Annotated in this window: 19 protein-coding genes and 2 pseudogenes; 16 read left to right on the forward strand and 5 right to left on the reverse strand. The window is 61.8% G+C overall.

The window, feature by feature from the left end; all coding sequences use genetic code 11:
* Nucleotides 1-63 precede the first annotated feature (63 nt).
* Entirely contained in the window at nt 64-963 is a 900-nt protein-coding gene (locus ACP15R_RS21270; protein WP_424988083.1) for a LysR family transcriptional regulator, read from the forward strand.
* Nucleotides 964-984: 21 nt separating this feature from the next.
* On the opposite strand, the gene ACP15R_RS21275 is transcribed toward ACP15R_RS21270, so the two are convergent.
* Nucleotides 985-1,608, reverse strand: coding sequence for a TetR/AcrR family transcriptional regulator (locus tag ACP15R_RS21275; RefSeq protein WP_424988084.1), 624 nt, complete (start codon nt 1,606-1,608; stop codon nt 985-987).
* Nucleotides 1,609-1,756: 148 nt separating this feature from the next.
* On the opposite strand from ACP15R_RS21275, the gene ACP15R_RS21280 reads away from it, so the two are divergent.
* The 7 genes and pseudogenes from ACP15R_RS21280 to ACP15R_RS21310 all read left to right on the forward strand — a co-directional run bounded on the left by ACP15R_RS21280 (nt 1,757) and on the right by ACP15R_RS21310 (nt 6,863).
* On the forward strand, nt 1,757-3,007 hold the full coding sequence (locus ACP15R_RS21280; protein WP_424988085.1) for a hypothetical protein: 1,251 nt from the start codon (nt 1,757-1,759) through the stop codon (nt 3,005-3,007).
* 5 nt (nt 3,008-3,012) lie between these two features.
* Nucleotides 3,013-4,116, forward strand: coding sequence for a hypothetical protein (locus ACP15R_RS21285; RefSeq protein WP_424988086.1), 1,104 nt, complete (start codon nt 3,013-3,015; stop codon nt 4,114-4,116).
* A gap of 113 nt (nt 4,117-4,229) precedes the next feature.
* Nucleotides 4,230-4,532, forward strand: a pseudogene (locus tag ACP15R_RS21290) (VOC family protein); the annotation flags it as partial.
* A gap of 84 nt (nt 4,533-4,616) precedes the next feature.
* A pseudogene (locus tag ACP15R_RS21295) lies at nt 4,617-4,841 on the forward strand (IS256 family transposase); the annotation flags it as partial.
* Nucleotides 4,798-5,511, forward strand: a complete 714-nt coding sequence (dctP, locus tag ACP15R_RS21300; RefSeq protein WP_424988087.1) for a TRAP transporter substrate-binding protein DctP — start codon at nt 4,798-4,800, stop codon at nt 5,509-5,511. The pseudogene ACP15R_RS21295 and the gene dctP, both read left to right, overlap by 44 nt.
* An 86-nt stretch (nt 5,512-5,597) precedes the next feature.
* Complete coding sequence (locus tag ACP15R_RS21305; protein WP_424988088.1) at nt 5,598-6,098, forward strand: TRAP transporter small permease; 501 nt, start codon at nt 5,598-5,600, stop codon at nt 6,096-6,098.
* 6 nt (nt 6,099-6,104) lie between these two features.
* Complete coding sequence (locus tag ACP15R_RS21310) at nt 6,105-6,863, forward strand: TRAP transporter large permease subunit (protein WP_424988089.1); 759 nt, start codon at nt 6,105-6,107, stop codon at nt 6,861-6,863.
* A 19-nt stretch (nt 6,864-6,882) separates the two neighbouring features.
* Here the strand turns inward: ACP15R_RS21310 and ACP15R_RS21315 are convergent, their stop codons facing one another.
* The 4 genes from ACP15R_RS21315 to ACP15R_RS21330 all read right to left on the reverse strand — a co-directional run bounded on the left by ACP15R_RS21315 (nt 6,883) and on the right by ACP15R_RS21330 (nt 11,487).
* On the reverse strand, nt 6,883-7,593 hold the full coding sequence (locus ACP15R_RS21315; protein ID WP_424988170.1) for an IS6 family transposase: 711 nt from the start codon (nt 7,591-7,593) through the stop codon (nt 6,883-6,885).
* Nucleotides 7,594-7,784: 191 nt separating this feature from the next.
* A complete protein-coding gene (locus ACP15R_RS21320; RefSeq protein WP_424988090.1) occupies nt 7,785-9,209 on the reverse strand; it encodes an NAD-dependent succinate-semialdehyde dehydrogenase in 1,425 nt (474 codons plus the stop codon).
* Between the two features lie 88 nt (nt 9,210-9,297).
* A complete protein-coding gene (locus ACP15R_RS21325) occupies nt 9,298-10,647 on the reverse strand; it encodes a class-II fumarase/aspartase family protein (RefSeq protein ID WP_424988091.1) in 1,350 nt (449 codons plus the stop codon).
* 87 nt (nt 10,648-10,734) lie between these two features.
* Entirely contained in the window at nt 10,735-11,487 is a 753-nt protein-coding gene (locus ACP15R_RS21330) for a GntR family transcriptional regulator (RefSeq protein WP_424988092.1), read from the reverse strand.
* A gap of 333 nt (nt 11,488-11,820) precedes the next feature.
* Between ACP15R_RS21330 and ACP15R_RS21335 the strand changes: the two genes are divergently transcribed.
* From ACP15R_RS21335 to ACP15R_RS21370, 8 genes are all read left to right on the forward strand, one after another.
* Nucleotides 11,821-13,455, forward strand: a complete 1,635-nt coding sequence (locus tag ACP15R_RS21335) for a BCCT family transporter (RefSeq protein ID WP_424988093.1) — start codon at nt 11,821-11,823, stop codon at nt 13,453-13,455.
* Nucleotides 13,456-13,541: 86 nt separating this feature from the next.
* A complete protein-coding gene (locus ACP15R_RS21340) occupies nt 13,542-14,006 on the forward strand; it encodes a hypothetical protein (RefSeq protein WP_424988094.1) in 465 nt (154 codons plus the stop codon).
* Nucleotides 14,007-14,044: 38 nt separating this feature from the next.
* On the forward strand, nt 14,045-14,836 hold the full coding sequence (gene attM, locus ACP15R_RS21345) for an AttM family quorum-quenching N-acyl homoserine lactonase (RefSeq protein WP_424988095.1): 792 nt from the start codon (nt 14,045-14,047) through the stop codon (nt 14,834-14,836).
* 107 nt (nt 14,837-14,943) lie between these two features.
* Nucleotides 14,944-16,557 (forward strand): GMC family oxidoreductase, encoded by a 1,614-nt coding sequence (locus ACP15R_RS21350; RefSeq protein WP_424988096.1) that lies wholly within the window; start codon nt 14,944-14,946, stop codon nt 16,555-16,557.
* Between the two features lie 264 nt (nt 16,558-16,821).
* Entirely contained in the window at nt 16,822-17,829 is a 1,008-nt protein-coding gene (locus ACP15R_RS21355; RefSeq protein ID WP_424988097.1) for a TRAP transporter substrate-binding protein, read from the forward strand.
* Nucleotides 17,830-17,898: 69 nt separating this feature from the next.
* Nucleotides 17,899-18,432: a TRAP transporter small permease subunit gene (locus ACP15R_RS21360; RefSeq protein WP_424988098.1), complete on the forward strand. Its 534-nt coding sequence runs from the start codon at nt 17,899-17,901 to the stop codon at nt 18,430-18,432.
* Entirely contained in the window at nt 18,425-19,729 is a 1,305-nt protein-coding gene (locus ACP15R_RS21365) for a TRAP transporter large permease (protein ID WP_424988099.1), read from the forward strand. Before ACP15R_RS21360 ends, ACP15R_RS21365 begins: the two co-directional genes overlap by 8 nt.
* Before the next feature lie 248 nt (nt 19,730-19,977).
* A complete protein-coding gene (locus ACP15R_RS21370) occupies nt 19,978-21,132 on the forward strand; it encodes an efflux RND transporter periplasmic adaptor subunit (RefSeq protein ID WP_424988100.1) in 1,155 nt (384 codons plus the stop codon).
* The last annotated feature ends 25 nt before the right edge of the window (nt 21,133-21,157 follow it).

The following is a 21,157-nucleotide window of genomic DNA, read 5'->3' on the forward strand; positions in this document are numbered from 1 at the left end:
AATACCGCAGAAATGATTTAAGCTTTCAGTTATTCTGATGAATGGCGGGGTTGGGGAAACAGGGTGGACCTATTGCGTTCCTTCACGGTGTTTCAGAACGTTGCCGAGCAGGGCAGCTTCAGCGCCGCGGCCAATGTTCTGGGCATCGTGCCTTCCGCGGTCAGTCGCCAGATCGGCGAGCTCGAGGAATGGGCCGGTCTGCGGCTGATCAACCGCACCACCCGGTCGTTGCACCTGACCGAAGAGGGTCAGGCCTATCTTTCCAAGCTGCGCCATATCACCGCGGAAATCGAGGCGTTGAAGACGCTGGGGGACACGGATCAGCGGCTGACCGGGCATGTCAGGCTGACTACGCCGATGATGTTGGGGCAATTCGTTCTGCCCTCCACTCTGGCGCGGTTCAAACAGGACCATCCCGGCACCGAGATCTCGGTATCTGTGGTGAACCGCCGGGTGGACCTTGTCGAAGAGGGGTTTGACCTGGCGGTGCGCGCGGGCAGGCTGTCGGATTCCACTCTGGTTGCCCGCAAGGCCGGGCATGTGCGCATGTGCACGGTAGCAAGCCCCGCCTATCTCGCCGCCCGTGGCGAACCCGCCGCGCCCGCGGACCTGACCTCGCATAATTGCCTGAGCATGGATGCGACGGCGCATTTCGTGCGCTGGCCGTTTCAGGTTGACGGGGCCGAGATGGATTTCAAGGTCTCCGGCGATATGCGGGCGAACGATTCCCATTGTCTCAAGGCGCTGGCCCTTGCCGGGCTGGGAATCGCGCGGCTGCCACGTATCAATGTCGCGGCAGAGATCGCGGCCGGCAGCCTGATCGAGATCCTGCACGGATACGCGCGCGCGCCGCTGCCGGTGCACATCCTGTACCAATCCGGCCGCCACCTGAGCCCGACGTTGCGAGCGTTCATCGATTTTGCCGCGCAAGACCTGCGGCATGCGCTCCGGACAGAGCGCTGACGGCAATCTATCCCCTCCGGCTCAGTGCAGGTGTGGCATACCTTCCGCCAGGGTGAGTTCGGCAAAGCGGGCCGCGCGGGGTTGCAGGGTTTCAAACGGTACCCCCAGGCGTCCCTTGAGACCGAGCGCCATGCTCAGATCTGCCATCAGCGCAATTGCCGCAGGGATATCGTATTCGGCGGGCAGGGCAGCGCTTTGGACCTGCTGCTGGAAATACGAGACCGCCCGCATCAACCCCGCCGGTGCGCCCGTGTCCAGAAATTCGGCAACGGCGGGCATCCGGCTGGCGGCGGGGACCGCCACGCAGGCAATCAGACAGCCACAGGGACCATTCTGCCCGGATACGTTGCGCGCGACACTCTCGAAATAGGCACGCAAGGCCAGCGCCGGGGTCCCGGCATCATGCAACGCATCGAGATTCTGCCGGGTGATGGTGGCGCGATACCGCTCGAGCGCCCGGACAAAAAGCGCATCTTTGGAGCCGAAGGCATTGTAAAGGCTGGGTTTTGACAATCCCATCCGTTTGCACAGCGTCGCCATGTCGGCGGCCTCGTAGCCGTTTTCCCAGAACACCGCGACCGCCTTGTCGAGCGCGTCCTGCGCATCGAAGGTTCTTGGACGACCGGGACCTCTTTTTTGTACCATTCAGTATATTACCTTGACACCGAAACTTGTTCACGTATTTATATACGCATCGGTACAAAACAGCAAGCCGCCGGTGACGGAGCATCAGACCATGACGATCTTCAGATGCCCTGCCTGCCGCCTGTTCCCCTTTCAAGAGGAAGCCTTCATGTTCAAATTCAGAACCCTCGCCTTTGCAACTTCCGCGATGGTGTCGCTCTTGGCGGCGCCCGCCATGGCCGCCGGGAACACCCCCGGGCTGGCCTTTGCCGGGGCGCTGGAATTCTCCGACAGCGGTACGCTGTTTGTCGGCGACAATTACAATGGTGCGATCTATGCGTTTGATTTCGAAACGGACGCCCCGGCAGAAAGCGCTGCGCCCGTCGGGATCCCGGACATCGACACCAAGATCGCCGACCTGCTCGGGATCGGGGCCAATGCCCTTGAAATCAACGACATGGCGGTACACCCGCAGACCAACGAGATCTATATTTCGGTCACGCGGATCGGCAATTTCGCCTCGCGTCCGGCCATCGTGAAGGTCACGCAGGACAGCGAGATCGAGTTGCTTGACCTGGCGCAGGCCGAATTCACCCGGCAGAAACTGGCCAGTTTTCCCGAGAGCGACACCACCTTTCAGGCGCGTGGCCTGATGGGCAGCCCGCCGTCACCGCGCGATCTTGCCAAGGGTGAAACCCCGCTGTCGTCGCTGGCGATCATGGATATGGAATACCACAACGGAGAACTGTTTGTTTCCGGCGTGGCGCATGACAATTTCCTGTCGACCTTGCGGCGCATGTCCTATCCGTTTGATGGCTCGCAGGGCGTGACCGATGTGGACATGTATCACATCGCCCATGACCAATATGAAACCCGCGCGCCGATCCGCGCCATGTCGGTTCAGGTGATCGACGGCAAGGAACAGTTGGTCGCCGCCTATACGTGCAGCCCGCTGGTGCTGGTTCCGCTTGAGGATATCCAGGATGGTGCCAAGATCTCGGCCCACACGATTGCCGATATGGGCAATGGCCAGCCGGTGGACATGATCCCCTACCAGATGAACGGACAGGATTACCTGTTCGTGACCTCCAACAGCCGGTCGCCGCAGGTGATCCCGGTCAGCGGGCTGAATGACACACCAGTGGTCACGGATGCGGATTTCGAACGCGGTCCCAAGCTGGATGCGGGCCCGGTGCTGCCCTTTGGACCGGTGGGCGAAATGGTGATGTTCGAAGGCGTGTCGTTGCAGATGGACCGGCTGGGCGAGGAGTTCTTTGTATCGCTGACCCGTGACGCCTATACCGGTAGCCTGAATCTCGACAGCAACCCGACCTTCTTCCCGAACCGGGTGCATAACCTGGTGGCCGAGTATGATTTCCCGCAATGGTACACCGAAAACGGCATCGACCCTGAGGGATGATCCAGATGCCCATCAGACCTGCAACGGTACTGGCCAGCCTGGTGCTGTCGCTGATGGGAGGGGCTGTTGTCGCGCAGGACAACAGCCTGATCCTCCCTACCGATCCGGCGGCGGCGGTTGTGCTGCAATTGCCGGACGGTGCCGCAACGCTCACCGACACCAATATGGCCGATCATTTGCGGGTGTTTGTTGGCGACATGGCGGATTGCTGTGCCGACCGGACCCCGCTGGCGGGCCGATACATGGCGGGCGACGATGCCCTGCGCTTTACCCCGGCCTTCCCGTTTGTCGAGGGGCAGGACTACGTTGTCGTCACCGAGGCAGGCACGCGAATCGCCTTTTCCATGGCACCGGAAGCCCCGGCGATTGCGGCCGGTGTCACCGAAATCTACCCGAGCGGCGATGTGCTGCCCGAGAACACGCTGCGGTTCTACATCCATTTCGCGCGCCCGATGAAGCCGCATGTGGCCTTTGACTATATCCAATTGCTCGACGCCGATGGCCAGGCCGATGATGCCGCCTTCATGCGGTTCAAGCAAGAGCTCTGGAATGCCGACCGTACCCGCCTGACGCTGTTGATGGATCCGGGCCGCATCAAGCGCGAAGTGGCAAGCAACCTGCGCCTGGGACCCGCGTTGACCGAGGGCGACAGGTTCGAGCTGCGCATCAAGAGCGGCTGGCCCACGGCGGATGGCCGTTCGGTGCTGCCGGCGTTTTCCAAGCGTTTTGCGGTGTCCTCGGCGCTGCGCACGTTGCCGGACCCGGACCAGTGGCAGATCACGCCCCCCGCGCCGGGCACCACCGATCCGCTGACGATCCGGTTTGACCGACCCTTTGACAACCAGTTGTTGCGCAAGGATATTCGCCTGCTCGCCGACACCGGCGGGGTGATCGAAGGCCGCATCACGCTGGCCGACAACCAGCAGATGTGGCAGTTCCGGCCCACCGCGCCCTGGCGCGACGGCACGCTGCGGCTGGTGGTGGCCAGCACGCTTGAGGATGTGGCGGGCAACAATTTCAAGGACCTGCTTGACCACACGATCGACACCGAAACCCGCGAGATCGATGACCTCATCCTGACCATCCCGCTGAGCCACACGCAGGGCTGAAACCCTTCGCGCCCGCAGACGACACCAACCGGCCGCGCAGTCGCCGCCGGCCCGTGTCTTTGCGGCCCGATCCCGTCAATCAACCCGAGAGGAGATGGAAGATGACTCCGCCGATGACGAACCTGCGCCGGATCGCCTATGTCGTGGCGAACCTTGACGAGGCGCTGGACCATTGGACCCGTGTGATGAAGGCCGGCCCGTTCTACAGGCTCGACCACGCGCCGCTGGCCAACAAGCGGTATCGCGGACAGGACAGCGATGTCGATATCAGCCTGGCCATCGGTTATAGCGGCGACCTGCAGATCGAACTGATCCAGCAGAACAATGAGGCGCCTTCGGTGTACAAGGAATTCCTGGATGCGGGCCGCACCGGCATTCACCATATCGGCATCATGCCCGAGGACTACCAAGCCGCGCTGGCCCCTTACGGCGGCCTGGGCCATGGCCCTGCTTTCGAAGCCGACTTTGGCGGTGCCAAGCTGACCGATATCGACACGGTCGTCCGCACGTCAAACCCGATCGAAAGCACCTTTGCCACCGTCCGGCATCGCACGAAACGCACCAAGGGCTGCCTCAGCCGCAAGACCGGACTGGCCATGGCATTCAAGCTCGTGATGTCAGCGCAAGGAAAATGGCGCAAACTCGACTGTCGGAACCGCCTGCCCGAAATCATCGAAGGGGTTGAGTTCCGCGACGGTCTCCGCCGCGTTCAAATCGCCGCCTGATCAAGCGTCACAAACTTCTGCGCATATCTCAGACGAATTCGACCAGAAGCTCATCAGCCTTCTGCCGCATGGCGATTACAACCTTGGCAGCAATTTCGAATGGGCAACCCTGGACGATCTCAAGGGTCGGCGGATCGCGGGGGCGGGGCTGAACCTGAATTGGCTGGAAGGTGCGGGCATCGTGCCGGTTTCCACATCGCTTGCCGCCGCCTACACGGATATGGCCACCGGCGTATTCGACGGCTTCATCATGTTTCCGTCGCCCTGGTTCAATCAAAAGCTGTATGAACCCGGACCCTTTTACACGCGGGTGGGTTTTGGCGCGATGACGCAGCACGTTCTCTCGGTCAATTCCCAGACCTTCGAGGAATTGCCGCCCGAGGTGCAGACCATTCTTGTCGAAGTCGCGGCGGATTTCCAAACCCATGTGGCGGCCATCGAAGCGCAGGAGCAGACGCGGCTGATTGGTGAACTGGAGGCGTTGATCACGGTCCGCGACATTGATCCCGCGGTCCGCCAGGCCTGGGCGGAGTCGCTGCAAGGCTGGGTGCAGTCCAACGCCAACGAGCTCGAGGCCGCTGGCCTGCCGGCCAAGGAGGTGCTCAACCTGACGCTCGATGCGGCCGAAAGGCACGGCTATGACTGGCCGGTGCGCTACGTCATCGAGTGACCCACCGCCGGGTGGCTGCAAACCACCGGCCGCGACACGCACGGGCGCGGCCGCTTCCCGCAAATCTTACAACGCAGGTGATCTGAATGTGGGTTCTTCACGCCGCCGACCGGCTGACCAAGTTCTTGATGGTCTTCGGGACGATCTGGGCCTTTTGCCTCTGCTTCATCGTACTCGGAGACATTTTTCTGCGCCTGATCGGCAATCCGGTCACGGGTACCAAGGAAATCATTGCCAATTCCGTCGTGATCATCGTCTTTATGCAGGTCGGGTTCGCGGTGCGTGGCGGCACGATGCTGCGGGCGGATTTCCTGACGGTGATGTTTCCTGGCTGGGTACAAAAGATGCTGTTGATCCTGGCCTACGGCCTGGGAGCGATCTTCTTCCTGTTCCTGCTGGATGCCGCGGTTCTACATGCCATCCGGTCCTTTTCGCGCGGCGAGATGGATGGGGTCGGGGCGTTCCAGGTGCCGGTCTGGCCGGCACGGTGGGTCATCGTCTTTGGCTCTGGCCTTGCGGGGCTCAACTATATCCTCGTCGCCATCATTGAAATCTTCGACCTGCGCGTCGACACCCTGAAAGTGTGAGGCACCATGCTTGATTTTCTGGCATCCATTCTCGATTGGCTTGGCGGTCTGCCCGGCTGGGTGATCGCCGGCCTGGGAGAGCTTGTCGGCCAACTGGGAGCGTCTCCGACGCTGGTGATCATCGCGCTCTTGCTGGGGCTCGTGTTGCTCGGGGTGCATGTGGCGGTGGCGCTCGGAGTGACCAGCCTCGTGGGGATCTACCTGGCCACGGGCAAGATGCGGATCGTCGAGGCCACCGTGGCCTCAACCAGCGCCGAGGCGCTGCGAGATTTCACCTTTGCGGTGATCCCGCTCTTCATGCTGATGGGTGAAGCCATCGGCAGAAGCGGGGCGATCACCGACATCTACGTCGCCATCAATCGGGGTCTGGCCCGCATTCCCGGACGGCTGGCCGTGGCCACGGTGCTGGGCAACACGGTGTTCAGCTTTGTCACCGGGGTGTCGATCGCCAGCGCCGCCGCCTTTTCGCGGATCGGTTATCCCGAGATGCGGGCGCATGGCTATGACCGGGGGTTTTCGCTCGGGGCGATTGCCGGGTCGAGCGTTCTGGGCATGTTGATCCCGCCGTCGGTGCTGATGATCGTCTGGGGCATTCTGACCGAGCAGAGCATCGGCAAGCTGTTCCTGGCCGGCGTCGTTCCGGGGGTGATCCTCGCGTCGCTGTTCATTGCCCATGTTCTGGTGTCGGCGCTGCTGCGACCGGGTCTCGTCGGGGATGAAGAGGCCGAGGTCGGGGATTGCCAACTTGTTCTTCGCTGCCCGTAAGCGCCCCATCTGATTTCGATCACGTGGTCATTTCGAGGGCATAGCTTTTCCACAGATCAAAGGCATCGGATCTGGCGTGGCGGTATGAGGTGGCGGAAAGACGATAGCGGCGGGGTCTGAATATCGTATTGATCTGGTCATGAGCGGACAGGAAACGCTGCGCCTGCCTTGGCGACTTGAACCGGCCCATGAGCTTCTCTCGCTTCCGCGTCGGTCGGTGCGAGCCCTCGATCCGGTTATTGATCCCTTTGTGGGCGCGGTGGCCGGCGTCCGGGGCCAGCTGACGTATCGGTTTGATATAGCTGCGCAACTTGTCCTTGATGATAACGCGGGGCTGGCCAAAACGGGCAATCAACTGTTTCAGAAACCGCTTGGCCGCTTTGGCGTTTCGCCTTGGCTGCACCAGAATGTCGAGCACATCCCCACTCCCATCCACGGCCCGCCACAACCACATCTTCACGCCGTTGATCGGCACGACGACTTCATCGAGGTGCCACTTATCTGCCGCAACGGGGCGGTCGCGTTTGATGCAATGTGCGAAATGCCGACCAAACCGGTTCACCCATTTGCAAACGGCTTCCCGGCTGACGATTACGCCTCGCTCCGCGAGCAGATCCACTACATCCGCCGTGCTCAGCGCGAACCGATGGTAGGCCCAGACGGCGTAGGCGATGATCTCGCGCGGGAAACGAAAGCCTTTCAGGCGCGGCATCTCGGCTGGGATAGTCATGGCCACCAGCTAAACCGCCTCAGCAGGGACAGCAAGTTGGCATTCCCAAACGAGGCGTTCTGCGCGTTTGACGACGACCAGATGCGCGGTTTTGGCGAGGTGCTGGACGGCCTGATTCACCGCTGGTCCCCGCCCTGAATGCGCATGGGGCCGACCCTGGCAACAGGGACGGCCCAGGCACCACAGACGGCTCAGCGGTGGCTGACGACCTTGGTTTTCTGGAACGGCTCAAGGATCGATTGCCCGCCCTCGGTGCCGTATCCGCTCTCTTTCCAGCCGCCGAGCGGGATTTCGGGCATATGCGCAGGCAGGTCGTTGATACCCACGACACCGTATTTCAACCGGTCCGACAGGCGGCGCTGGCGCGCGGCATCATTGGTATAGACATAGCTGGACAGCCCGAATTCCAACCCGTTGGCCACGCCAAGCATGGCATCTTCATCGTCAAACCGCTGAATCGCGGCGATGGGGCCAAATGGTTCTTCGCGCATCACCCGGGCATCCGGGGCGATGTCGGACAGGACGGTGGGGGCATAGAACGCCCCGGTGTTGCCGATACGCTGGCCGCCGGTATGCACCGTGGCGCCGCGCTGGCGGGCGTCTTCGACCAGCTCGGAAATCGCGGTCAGGCGGCGTTCGCTGAGCAGGGGGCCCATGTCGGTGCTGTCCTCTTCGCCCGGGCCGACGGTGAGCTTGCCGGCCATCTCGGCAAAGCGCGAGACAAAGACATCATGGATGTCATCCTCGACAAAAAACCGGGTCGGCGACATGCAGATCTGCCCGGCATTGGCGAATTTGCCTTTGACCAGGATATCGGCGGTTGCAACCGGGTCCATGTCCTTGCAGACGATCACCGGGGCATGGCCACCCAGTTCCATGGTCACGGGTTTCATCGCCTGGCCCGCCTGTACCGCCAGCAGCTTGCCCACCGGGATCGAGCCGGTGAACGTGACCTTGGCCACCTGCGGGGCGGGGATCAGGTAGGAAGAAATCTCGGCCGGAACGCCATAGACCACGCCGATCGCCGCCGCCGGGACACCGGCATCCAACAGCGCCCGTGACATTCCCAGAACCGACGCCGGGGTCTCTTCGGGCGATTTGCAGATGATCGCGCACCCGGCACCAAGCGCGCCGGCAAATTTCTTGGCCGCCTGTGCCATCGGGAAATTCCACGGTGTAAAGGCGGCGACCACACCGGCAGGATGGGTTTCGATGGTGATCCGGTTGCCGGGCTGCCGGCCCTGCATGGTGACGTCGGTGATGCGGCGCGCCTGCTCTCCGGCCCATTCGATGAAATCGGCGGACCGGTTGACTTCGGCTTTGGCCTCGCGCAGCGGCTTGCCCATCTCGCGGGTCAACATGAGGGCAAGGTCATCACAGCGGTCCCGGATCAGCGCCGCTCCGCGTTTCAGGATCGTGCCGCGCTCCCAGTTTGAAACCGCGCTCCATTCGGCAAAGCCGCGGGCCGCCGTTTGCAGCGCCAGGTCCAGATCGTCCCGCGTGGCATGGGCGACGCGCCCGATGACCTCGCCGGTGGCGGGGTTCTGCACGTCTTGCCAGACATCGGTGCTGCCTGCGCGTTCTGTCCCGTCTATCAGTAGTTTGAAATCCAGCATCACTCCGGGTTCCTCTTGGGTGGCATGGTGTCTTGAATGGGATATGGGCCCGGACCCGGACCCATAGGTGACATGAAGGGCTGTGCGGTCAGGCCGACAGGCTCGCAATCGCGCGATCGACCATCGGACCGGACAGGCCCAGATACGCCTCGGGCGCACAGGTCGCCCGCACCTTGGCTTTGCCGCCAAGCGCCGCAACGATCTCGTGGTTGTCACACAGGATGTCCGCCAACAGGCGCTTTTCCTCCAACGCGGTGCGGCACGCGCGATAGACGATGTCATGAGCCTCTTGCCGCCCCATCGTCGGAGCCGCCGCCATCATCACCGCCTCGGCCACGATCAATCCGTGCGTCAGGTCTAGGTTCTGGCGCATCCGGTCGGTATCGACCGACAGTCCCGAGAGCATGAATTTCGCATGCGACAGGCCCGCACCCGTCAACAGGAAGGCCTCGGGGATGACGGCCCATTCCACGTGCCAGGGCCCGGTGGCCCGTTCAAAATCGTGGATCATGGCGTCCATCATGGCGGCGACATGCTGGCGCACCAGCTTGGCCCCGGCCAGCATCATCTCGCTCGAGATCGGGTTGCGTTTCTGTGGCATGGTCGAGGATGCACCGCGCCCGTGGACAAAGGGTTCGGCGACTTCGCCAAACTCGATCGAGGACATGATCATCACATCCGTCGCGATCTTGGCGAGGCTGCCGGTGATCAGGCCCAGAACCGAAACCACCTCGGCGAGACCATCGCGGGCGACATGCCAACACATGGCCGGCTGACCCAGGTCCAGCTCTTCGCAGAGCAGCGCCTGCATCTGAAGCCCGCCCTCGCCGATGGACGCCAATGTGCCCGATGCGCCCGAGAACTGACCGAGCGCCACGCGCGGCAGCAGCTGGTCGACACGCACGACATGGCGGTCCACCGAGGACAGCCAGACAGCCACCTTGTTGCCGAATGTCGTCGGCAGCGCCTGTTGCAGATGGGTGCGGCCCGCCATGGGTGTATCGCGGTGCTTTTGCGCCAGCGCCACGAGGATGCCGCGCAGCTCCAGCAGGTCACGTCGCACCACGCCCAATGCATCGCGCACCTGCAACGCGGTGGCCGAATCCATGATGTCCTGGGTCGTCGCGCCCCAGTGTACATATCCCCCCGCGGCGCCCGCGGCTTCGGACAGCTGATGCACCACCGGCAGGATCGGATAGCCGACATTCTCGGTTTCGTCGCGCATCCGGTCCATATCGGGTACGATGGTCTTCGCGGCCTCGGCAATGGCGTCGGCGGCGTCCTTCGGGATCGCACCCATGCGCGCCTGCGCGCGGGCCAGGGCACATTCGACCTGGATGTATCGACCGACCAGAGCGTCATCGCTGAAGATGTCGCGCATCTCGGGAGTTCCGAACATGTTGCGGAAGAGTACTGAGTTGTAAACCGTGCTTGCCATCATCGTCTCCTTTGTTCGTACAATATAATAGAGGCAAAACGGAATAGGTCAATGGGGAGGTGGTTTCATGGGTTCGAATGTTTGTATCTAGCCGCCGTTCGACGCGGACGGAGACCGACCCAGCGTCATGGTATAGCGAAGCCTGTCAGCGGGATAGATCGCCTGGGACATCTCGAACACATGGCCGTCAGTGTCCGAATACCAGCGCCGGATCACCAGCGCGGCGCTCCCCGCGGGGGCCGCCAGAAGGGCCGCGTCCGTTTCATTCAGGAGGGTTGCCGAGATCTCCTGGCGAATCGACATGATGCGCAGGCGGAAATGCTCTTCGATCAGGGCGGCGATCGGCTTGCCCGAGTCGTTGACATAATCCAGGATGCCGCCATAGAGCGCGTCGAAATAGATATGCAGGATGCAGGTCGGGTCCGGCTCTCCAAGACGGGCGCGCAGCCCCTTGACCCGGATGAGGTTGCGCCCCGCGTCAAACCCGGTAAGATCACTCAACTCGCTGTCTGTAATGAGTTTTTCTGAAGTCTCCAGTTGAAACCTGGCGTCCTTGGCATATTGCATGAGGTCATCAAAGGAATCCCAGCCGGCGCTGAACTCCTGCTTGGGCGCGCGCGAGATCACGCGCGAACCGATTGCGGGACTCTTGGTGATCAGCCCGTCCGACTGGATCTTGCCAAGCGCCGTGCGCACCGTGGCGCGGCTGACGCCGAACTGGCGGCGCAGCTCTTCCTCGGTGGGCAAAATCGACCCGACCGCGAATCCCCCCGACGAGATTTGATCGCGCAGGTAGTCCTCGACAATTCGGTACTTGGGTTGGCGGTTGGAGGGGCTCACTGGGTCCTGCCTTTCACGTGCGGGTTGGAGGGATTGGCATTTCAGTAACTTAGCGCCGGGGCGACACGAGGTCCACACGGTCGGATCCAGGCTCGGTCATGTGGGTCGAAAAAGAATGTTGCGAATATACGTACAAATATGTAATAGCGGTCCCGGGAGGATGGAAACATGCATTTTGCGGACCACGCGTCGCGGCACGGAACCCAGGCGGAACGTGACACGGCACCAAGGAACATTTCGAGGTTCGGAACAACGGCGGGCGATGATTGCGCCCGCACGCGCGCAATGCTCCTGCCGCATTGATTGTCAGTTCCGAAAAAGGGGGAGACCACCATGAACCAACCCAAAGTTGACAAGGCGATTTTCGGCCTGGCGCTGGCCGTCATTCTGGCCTTCGCGATCCCGCTGGTCATCTGGCCAACCGAAGGCAAGGCGGCGCTCAACACCGCCCTGGCCTGGACGACCAAGACAATCGGATGGTCGTTCCTGTGGCTGACCATCGGCGCGTTCGGCGTTCTGATTTTCTTTGCCTTCGGTCGCTATGGAAAGGTCCGCTTTGGCGGCGCCGGGGCCACGCCCGAATTCTCGATGGCGAGCTGGATCGCCATGCTGTTCTGCGCCGGAATTGGCTCGGGCGTGATGTATTGGGGCACGATCGAATGGGCCTACTACTATACGAGCCCACCCTTCGGCATGGAGGCCGGCAGCAAGGACGCCATCGAATGGGCTGCCACCTATGGGCTGTTCCACTGGGGCTTTACCGCCTGGGCTGTCTATTGCATCCCGACGCTGCCGCTGGCCTACATGTACTGGAACCGCAAGAAATCGGTTCTGCGCCTGTCCGGTGCCTGTGAAGGGGTGATCGGAACGCGGGCCGCCAACGGGCCCCTGGGCAAACTCATCGACATTCTGTTCATGTTCGGCCTGATCGGCGGGGTCAGCACGACAATTGGCCTGGGCACGCCCATGCTGTCGGCCGGCATTGCCGAGCTGTTCGGGATTGAACGCTCGCTGACCCTGGATTTCATCGTGATTGCGATCTGGGGCCTGATCTTTGGGTTCTCGGTCTATTCCGGCCTCAGCAAGGGCATCAAGGTTCTGTCCGACATCAACCTTTGGCTGATCGGCATATTGCTGGGCTGCGTGTTCGTGTTTGGCCCGACGGTTTTCCAGCTCGACGTGCTGACCAATTCGCTGGGGCTGCTGCTTCAGAACTTTCTCAAGATGAGCTTTTACCTTGACCCGGTGACCAAGGCCGAAAACATCTTCGCCGCGACCGCCGAGGGTAAATCCTATGTCAGCGCCGGTGGCACCTTCCCCGAGTGGTGGACGATCTTCTACTGGGCCTGGTGGGTTGCATATGCCCCCTTCATGGGGCTGTTCGTGGCGCGGATTTCGCGCGGGCGGACCATTCGGCAACTGATCGGCGCCGAGCTGGTGGGCGGGTCGATTGGCTGCTGGGTCTTTTTCGGGCTCTTGGGCAACTCGGCGCTGTTCTTCCAGATGGAGGGCCTGCTTGACCTGACGGGCATGGTTGCCGATGGCAAGACGCCCGAGGCGATCATTGCCACGGTCAAGGCGGTGGGCGACCGGATGTTGCCGCTGGGGACGGCATTGGTGGTCGTGTTCGTGGCGCTGGCCTTCATCTTTGGCGCGACCACGATGGACAGCTCGGCCTATACGCTGGCCTCGGTCGCGGAACAGGATACCGGCCAAGCGCATGAACCGTCGCGTTGGCACCGGGCGTTCTGGGCGATCGTCCTGTCCTTCGTGGCGCTGGCGCTGCTGTATTCCGGCGGCTCGGACGCATTGTCGGCGCTTCAGGCGGCGTCCGTGGTCGTCGCCGTGCCGTTGATGCCCGTCCTGTTCATCATGGTCTGGTCCCTGATCCGATGGCTTCGCGAAGACCATCCGGAGCTTGAGCCCGGCTATGAGGAACACGACGTGTTCACCCCGAAAAACACCTGATCAACCCCGCCGCAAGGCATCCCGGCCAAACCGCGAAATGCGGTGCGGCCACCCAGCTCGATCATCGAAAACCGGAGAATAGATCGATGAGTGTAAACCTGAAATCCTGGCGTTTTGAAACGGAACAGATGCTGCGCGTGTCGGTGATCGTACCCGACGAGAACGCGCGCAAGCTGATGGATGGCATCCTGGCCGTCACCGACCTGAAATATGGCGACTATGACAGCGTGATGTTCAAGTCCTCGGTGGGCGTGCAGAGCTTCAAGTCCCTGGGCACCGGGCGCAACAAGGCCACGGGTGCGGTTGTCAGCATTCCCTGTGTCGAGGTCATCTTTGTGATCCCCGCCGAGGAAGAACTGGCGACCAAAGTGCTCGAGGTGATTTTCGATCTGCATCCCTATGAAGAGCCCGTGATCCACATCACCCCGACCATTCGGACCCTGCACATTCGCGGGCTGGACGAGGACAACCCGAACCGCTTCTGGAACTCGGTGGTGAGCTGGCTGCCGCCAGAGCAACAGGAAAACGATCAGGACGAAACCGCGGCCTGAACAGGAAAACAGATCATCACAACATTGGAGGACGCATGATGAGCGATATCAAACTGTACATGTTTCAGACCGGCACGCTGAAGCTGAAAGTGCATAACATCAAGATGAACGAGGGCAATGGCGCGGATTTTGAAATCCCGGTTCCGTTCTTTCTCTTGACCCATCCAAAGGGCCACACGCTGATTGACGGCGGTGTTGCCGTGGAATGCGTCGAGGATGCGGCCGGCCATTGGGGCGGCATCGCCGAGGCGTTCAAGCCCCAGATGACCCGCGCGGATGGCTGTGTCGAGCAGATCAAGGCGCTTGGCATTGATCCGGCAGACATCAAATACGTGGTGCAATCGCATCTGCATCTTGATCACACCGGTTCGGTGGGGCGGTTCCCGAATGCGACCTATATCGTTCAGCGTTCCGAATATGAATATGCCATGAACCCCGACTGGTTTGCAGCCGCCGCCTATATCCGCAAGGATTTCGACCGGCCCGACCTGAAATGGCACTTTCTCGAAGGGGCGCAGGACGACAATTACGACGTGTACGGAGATGGCACGCTGACCACCGTTTTCACGCCGGGCCATGCGCCGGGGCATATGTCGCTGATGGTCAAGCTGCCCGAGGCCGGTCATGTCCTGCTGGCCGTCGATGCCGCCTACACGATGGATCACTGGGAAGAAAAGGCACTGCCCGGTTTTGTCAGTTCGGCGGTGGATTCGGTCCGTTCGGTTCAGAAGCTGCGCGCCCTCGCCGAGAAAACCGATGCGTTGGTGGTGACCGGGCATGACCCGGAGTCCTGGGAAGGCTTCAAAAAAGCCCCCGACTTCTACAGCTGAGGTGGCGGCGCCCGGTCATGGCCGGGCGCCACCGAAAATCGTGCCGCTGCCCGCCCCAAGGCCAGGCGGCCGACAATGATGACGCGTACAAGCCAAGGGACGCAGCTATGGAACGTATTGAAGCCGATTATGTGATTGTGGGCGCGGGCTCTGCAGGCTGTGTTCTGGCCAATCGCCTCAGCCGGGATTCCTCGAAGAAAGTGGTCCTGCTCGAGGCGGGCGGGCGCGATATCAATCCGTGGCTTCACGTGCCGGTTGGGTTTTTCAAGACCATCGACCGTCCGGCCTATGACTGGCAATACAAGACCGAACCGGTTCCGGGTCTGAATGGCCGTTCTGTCGACTGGCCGCGCGGCAAGGGGCTTGGCGGGTCTTCGGCGATCAACGGCTTGCTCTATGTCCGTGGGCAGGCCGAAGATTATGACCGCTGGCGGCAGATGGGCAATACCGGCTGGGGCTGGGATGACGTGTTGCCCTATTTCCGGCAGTCTGAAAACAACGAGCGCGGCGCGGATGAGTTTCACGGCGATGCCGGCCCGCTTTCGGTCAGCAACATGCGGGTCGAGCGCCCGATCACCAATGCCTGGCTGGACGCGGCGCAGCAGGCGGGCTACCCTTACAATCCGGATTCCAACGGCGCCGAACAGGAAGGCGTCGGCGTCTTTCAGTTCACCGCCCGCAAGGGACGTCGGTGCAGCGCCGCAGTGGCCTATCTGAACCCGGTCAAGCATCGCGGAAATCTCAGGATCATCACCCATGCCCGGGTTGCCCGGATCCATTTCGAGGGCGGGCGCGCCCGTGGCGTCGCCTATACCGACCGGGCGGGAAACACCCATGTGGTCAGGGCAGGCCGCGAGGCCATCCTTTCGGGCGGTGCCGTCAATTCGCCACAGCTCCTGATGCTGTCGGGGATCGGAGAGGCCAGCCAATTGCAGGAGAACGGCATCGAAACCGTCAGGGACCTGCCCGGCGTCGGCAAGAACATGCAGGACCACCTGCAGGCGCGGCTGGTCTTCAAGACCAACATTCCGACCCTCAATGACGAGGTACGCACGCTTTTCGGTCAGGCGCTGATCGGGCTGCAATACGTCATCAACCGCAGTGGCCCGATGACCATCGCGGCCTCGCTGGCCTGCGGCTTCATGCGCACGCGCCCCGACGTCGCGACGCCCGATATCCAGTTCCACGTTCAGCCGATGACCGCGCAGGACATGAAAAAGGGCGCCGACCGGTTTTCGGCCTTTTCCTCGTCGGTCTGCCAGCTGCGCCCGGAGAGCCGCGGCGAGATCCGGATCACCTCGGCGGATCCCAATGCCTATCCCGAGATACATCCGAACTACCTCGCCACTGAAACCGACTGTCAAACCATGGTGAACGGCGTCAGGATCGCGCATCGGATCGCGCAACAGCCCGCGCTTGCGTCACGTATCACCGAAATGTTCAAGCCGGATGCCTCGGTTGCCATGGATGACGACGCGGCGATCCTCGAATGGGTGCGCGGCAATGCCAGTTCGATCTTTCACCCGGCGGGAACCTGCAAGATGGGGCAGGACAACATGGCCGTGGTCGACGATCGTCTGCGCGTCCACGGGGTGCCCGGCCTGAGGGTCGTGGATTGTTCGATCATGCCGGAAATTGTCAGCGGAAACACCAATGCGCCAACCATGATGATCGCCGAAAAGGCAGCTGACATGATCATCGAAGACGCGCGATCGGCATGAGCGGGCCGGGTGTGCGTCCCTTTCTGGCTATAATATACGCAATAATGCCTCCAAGCCGGAGGCGTATGCCTGAAGTATATTTGCGGAACGGCAATTTGTGCCTACCTTATAGGCAAATTTTTCCTTCGTGGCGTCTCCATCTTGAGATTGATAATATACGTACAAATACATAACCTAGGAAAACAGACACCGAATCCGGGGAATCGGCGGCTGGCCAAACCGCCTGTCGTCAAACGGTGTCAAATCCGATCAGGGAGGAACGGGATGAACAACCTATCAACCGCAATTGCAACGCTTTCTCTGGCCATTGGCCTGTCGACCGCGGCGCAGGCAGAGGTCTGGAAGATGCAGACCCTGTGGCCTGCGGGGTCGCCGAACCAGATGATCGTCGAGGATTTCGCCAAGCGTTTGACCATCGCCACCGGCGGCGATATCGAAATGCAGCTGTTCGCGGTACAGTCGGTGGTGCCCTTTACCGAAACGCTGGAAGCTGTTGGTAAGGGGATCCTGCAAGCGCACCATTCGGGCGGCGTGTATTTTGCCGGCAAGGATCCGGCGCTGGCGCTGGTGGGCGAACTGAGCGGTGCCTATGAAAGCCCCTACCAGATGTCGAACTGGTTCTATTACGAAGGCGGGCTTGAGCTTGCGCGCGAAGCCTATGCGCCATTCAACGCTTATTATGTCGGCCCGGTTTTCTGGGGAATGGAGGCGCTGCCGAGCAAGGAACCCCTGCGCGGGATTGCCGATTTCGAGGGCAAGAAAATCCGCACCACTTCGGGTGTCGCCTCGGAACTGATGACCCGCCTGGGCGCCGCCCCGGTTACCATGTCAGGGGCCGAGATCTTTTCGGCGCTGGACAAGGGCGTGATTGACATTGCCGATTGGGGCACGCTTGGCATGAACGAGGCCCTTGGCCTGCATTCGATCGTCAAATACGAAACCTATCCGGGCTTTTTCCAGCTGCCGGCAGCGGATGTGGTGGTGAACCTTGATGCGTGGAACGCCCTGAGCGACGAGAACAAGGCAATCCTGGAAATGGCCGTGCGCACGCTCAACTATGACATGATCGCACAGCTGCAACTGCAAGACGCCGAAGCCGTGGCCAAGGCGGCGGAGAACGGTGTCGAGCTGATCGACTGGTCGCAGGAAGAGCGCAACAAATTCCGCGCGATTGCTGCCGAAGTCTGGCAGGAATACGGGCAGAAGAACGAACTGGCGGGCCGGATCTATGAAAGCCACATGGCCTATCTGGCCAAGCTGGGCCTGCTCTGAGCCGCGATACCGGTCCGCAGATCGCCTGATTGGCGGGCCGTTCCTGACCGAATGCGAGGACTTTTGCCCATGCGCATCCTGTTCACAACCCTGGAACGCATGATCGACCGGCTGGGATTGCTGGGGTCCTGTGCGATCATCTTTGTCGCGCTGCTCTCGGTGGCCGAGATTTTCCGGCGCTACGTGCTGGTCGATCCGTCGATCTGGTCGAGCGAACTGATCGTGGCGGTGGCGGCGGGCGCATATGTGCTGGCCGGGCCCTATGCGCTGTACAAGCGGCGGCATATCGAGATCACGGTGTTCTCCGATCACTTCCCCCGCTGGCTGAAATCGATATCGGAACTGGCCAAAGTGCTCTGCGGGCTTGTCTATATCGGCGCGCTGGCCTACGGGGCGTTTGACATGGCCTCCTCCGCGATCAGCGGCGGCGAAACCCTGGGCGGGGCCTGGGATGTCCCGATCCCGCAAGTGACCAAATCGGTTCTGTTCATTGCCTGCGCCCTGTTCTGGCTGCTGCTGCTTGGCAAGCTGCTAGGGGTCCTGCATGCCATTTTTACCGGCGGCACATTTGAACGCCCGGTCGAGGACGACCTTCATGACTGATGGATATCTGGTGTCGCTGATGATCGGCGCGCTGTTCGTGCTGATCGTGCTGGGCGTTCCGCTTGCCTTTGCGACCGGTTTTATCGCGACGGTGTTCGGGGTGGTGCTGTTTGGCGATATGGCGCTGTGGATCCTGTCGAGCCGCACCTACGGGCTGATGAACGAGTTTACCTTGCTCGCCGTGCCGATGTTCGTCTTCATGGCCACCATGATGGAGAAGGCGGGGATCGGCGAGGACCTGTTCCGCGCCATGAACATGTGGGGCCGCCGCCTGCCCGGTGGCCTTGCGGTTCAGACCCTTGTCGTGGCGGTCATCCTCGCCTCGATGAGCGGCATCATCGGCGGTGAGATCGTGCTGCTCGGGCTGATCGCGCTGCCGCAGATGCTCAAGCTGGGCTATGACAAGAAACTCGCCATCGGCACGGTGGTGGCGGGCGGATCGCTGGGCACCATGATACCGCCGTCGATCGTGCTGGTGTTTTATGGGCTGACTGCCAACGTGTCGATTGCCGACCTGTTTTCGGGCGTCATCGTTCCGGGGCTGATCCTTGCCGGCAGCTATGTCAGCTATATCGTCATCCGCGCGCTGATGAACCCGCAGATTGCGCCCAAACCCGAATTCCCCGAGACCTGCGAGCCCATCGGCTGGCGCGAGCGTTTCAATCTGATCCTGCCGCTGTTCATCGCCTTCTGCGTTCTGGGCAGCATCTATGGCGGCATCGCCTCGGTGACTGAGGCCGCGGCATTTGGCGCGGTGGGCACGATCTTTGCCGCCTGGGTACGTGGCAACCTGAGCTGGGACATGCTGATCGGGTCGGGGCTGACCACCTTTACCACCTCTGGCATCCTGTTCTGGGTGACTTTCGGGGCCAATGCGCTGGTGGGTGTCTTTACATTCATGAACGGCCAATCCGTGGTGACATCGTTTTTCACCGAAGATCTGCAACTGACACCGTTGCAGACGATCATCGTGATCAACATCGTGCTGATCTTTCTGGGGATGTTCCTGGACTGGATCGGCATCCTGTTGCTGACGGTTCCGATCTTTCTGCCGCTGGTGGTCAGCCTGGGATATGATCCGATCTGGTTCGGCGTGATCTTTTGCCTGAACATGCAGATTTCCTACCTGACACCTCCGCTGGCCCCGGCGGCCGTGTACCTCAAGAGCGTGGCCCCGGAGGGTGTTTCGCTGCTCGACATTTTTTCGGCGTCCTGGCCGTTCATCATCATTCAGGCGATCAACCTCACGATCATGGTTCTGAATCCGCAGCTCATCCTGTGGCTGCCCAACATGTGATATGGACCGACCGCCGGGGCTGCGCCGAGCTGCGCAATCCTAATTTTGTACCGTTTGTTAGGTATTTATGAGAAACCGCCCTGTACGCGGCGCAATGATCCTGTTGGCAACGCCGCGCCGCAGGGGTTCAAGCCGTGACAGAACGTCTCAACCCAATCGGCGCCGCGCGCTGTTGACAAACCACCAAGACCGTAGTTGCTGCGCGCAAACACGCTGCGAACAACCAGAATTTGATTCAGGAGATACCGATGATCGCCCATGAAAACAGGGCCCGGTCCATTTTGTGCATTGCCATGGGCGGCCTGCTGTCCCTGGCTCCCCATGCCCTGCGCGCACAGGACGGGCCGCCACCGGCGGCGGTGACGGTCGTGACCCTGCAACCGCAGGAAATCACCATGACCGAAGAGCTGCCCGGCCGTGTTGTTGCCCTCGGCGTGTCCGAAGTGCGGCCACAGGTGTCCGGCATCATCGTCGAACAACTCTTTGAAGAGGGCAAGGCGGTTGCCGAGGGCGATCCCATGTACCGCATCGATGATGCAACCTATGCGGCGCAGGTCGAACTGTCGCGCGCCACGGTTGAACAGGCGAACGTGGTTCTGGCCAGTGCCGAGCGCGACGAAAAGCGTAACGCCGAACTGTTCGTGCGCAAGGTGGTCAGCCAGACGGTGGTTGACGATGCCATTGCCGCCCGTGACGAGGCAAAGGCGTCGTTGCACCTGGCCAAGGCACAACTGGAAGTGGCCAAGATCGACCTGGAACACACCATCGTGCGCGCGCCGCTGTCCGGCGTGGCCGGGCGAGCGCTGGCGACGCGGGGGGCCCTTGCAACCTCTGGGCAGATCGCCCCGCTGGCGGTGATCCGCCAGATCGACAGCGTGTTCGTCGACGTGACCGCCTCGGCCGCGGATATCGTGCGCCGCCGCCGTGCAGCCGCCGCCGCCAACGAGGCACCGCTGCCCGCAGGTGATCCGCAGGTGACGCTGACCCTCGCGGATGGCCTGCAATACGACCATACCGGCTCGCTTCTGGCGCTTGAACCGCAGGTCGATCCGCTGACCGGGGTTTCGGTGCAGCGGCTGAAGTTTCCGAACCCCGACAACATCCTGCTGCCGGGCATGTACGTGATGGCGACCATGCCGACCGGCCCGGCGCGGCAGATGATCCTGGCCCCGCAAGAAGGCGTCTCGCGCGACCGGCGCGGCGAGCCCACGGCGCTGGTTGTCGATGACCAGAACGTGGTGCAGGCCCGTACCCTCAAGGTGGCAGGCACCCATGGCGACAGCTGGATCGTGCTCGACGGGCTTGCCGCCGGTGACCGGCTGATCGTGGCGGGCCTGCAAAAGGCCGCCCCCGGTGCCGTGGTCGCGCCGCAGGAGCGCGCCGCCCGGGACACGTCCGAATAACCGACCCGACCGGTGACAAGCTGCG

The sequence above is a fragment of the Microbulbifer sp. S227A genome (genome assembly GCF_049800935.1).

What these genes read in the sequence shown, in the direction of transcription:
- ACP15R_RS21325 (WP_424988091.1), bottom strand. Translation starts at nt 10,647, where the DNA reads ATGGCAAGCACGGTTTACAACTCAGTACTCTTCCGCAACATGTTCGGA.
- ACP15R_RS21305 (WP_424988088.1), top strand. Translation starts at nt 5,598, where the DNA reads ATGTGGGTTCTTCACGCCGCCGACCGGCTGACCAAGTTCTTGATGGTC.
- ACP15R_RS21370 (WP_424988100.1), top strand. Translation starts at nt 19,978, where the DNA reads ATGATCGCCCATGAAAACAGGGCCCGGTCCATTTTGTGCATTGCCATG.
- ACP15R_RS21285 (WP_424988086.1), top strand. Translation starts at nt 3,013, where the DNA reads ATGCCCATCAGACCTGCAACGGTACTGGCCAGCCTGGTGCTGTCGCTG.
- ACP15R_RS21355 (WP_424988097.1), top strand. Translation starts at nt 16,822, where the DNA reads ATGAACAACCTATCAACCGCAATTGCAACGCTTTCTCTGGCCATTGGC.
- ACP15R_RS21280 (WP_424988085.1), top strand. Translation starts at nt 1,757, where the DNA reads ATGTTCAAATTCAGAACCCTCGCCTTTGCAACTTCCGCGATGGTGTCG.
- ACP15R_RS21320 (WP_424988090.1), bottom strand. Translation starts at nt 9,209, where the DNA reads ATGCTGGATTTCAAACTACTGATAGACGGGACAGAACGCGCAGGCAGC.
- ACP15R_RS21310 (WP_424988089.1), top strand. Translation starts at nt 6,105, where the DNA reads ATGCTTGATTTTCTGGCATCCATTCTCGATTGGCTTGGCGGTCTGCCC.
- attM (WP_424988095.1), top strand. Translation starts at nt 14,045, where the DNA reads ATGAGCGATATCAAACTGTACATGTTTCAGACCGGCACGCTGAAGCTG.
- ACP15R_RS21360 (WP_424988098.1), top strand. Translation starts at nt 17,899, where the DNA reads ATGCGCATCCTGTTCACAACCCTGGAACGCATGATCGACCGGCTGGGA.
- ACP15R_RS21275 (WP_424988084.1), bottom strand. Translation starts at nt 1,608, where the DNA reads ATGGTACAAAAAAGAGGTCCCGGTCGTCCAAGAACCTTCGATGCGCAG.
- ACP15R_RS21365 (WP_424988099.1), top strand. Translation starts at nt 18,425, where the DNA reads ATGACTGATGGATATCTGGTGTCGCTGATGATCGGCGCGCTGTTCGTG.
- ACP15R_RS21340 (WP_424988094.1), top strand. Translation starts at nt 13,542, where the DNA reads ATGAGTGTAAACCTGAAATCCTGGCGTTTTGAAACGGAACAGATGCTG.
- ACP15R_RS21315 (WP_424988170.1), bottom strand. Translation starts at nt 7,593, where the DNA reads ATGACTATCCCAGCCGAGATGCCGCGCCTGAAAGGCTTTCGTTTCCCG.
- ACP15R_RS21335 (WP_424988093.1), top strand. Translation starts at nt 11,821, where the DNA reads ATGAACCAACCCAAAGTTGACAAGGCGATTTTCGGCCTGGCGCTGGCC.
- ACP15R_RS21350 (WP_424988096.1), top strand. Translation starts at nt 14,944, where the DNA reads ATGGAACGTATTGAAGCCGATTATGTGATTGTGGGCGCGGGCTCTGCA.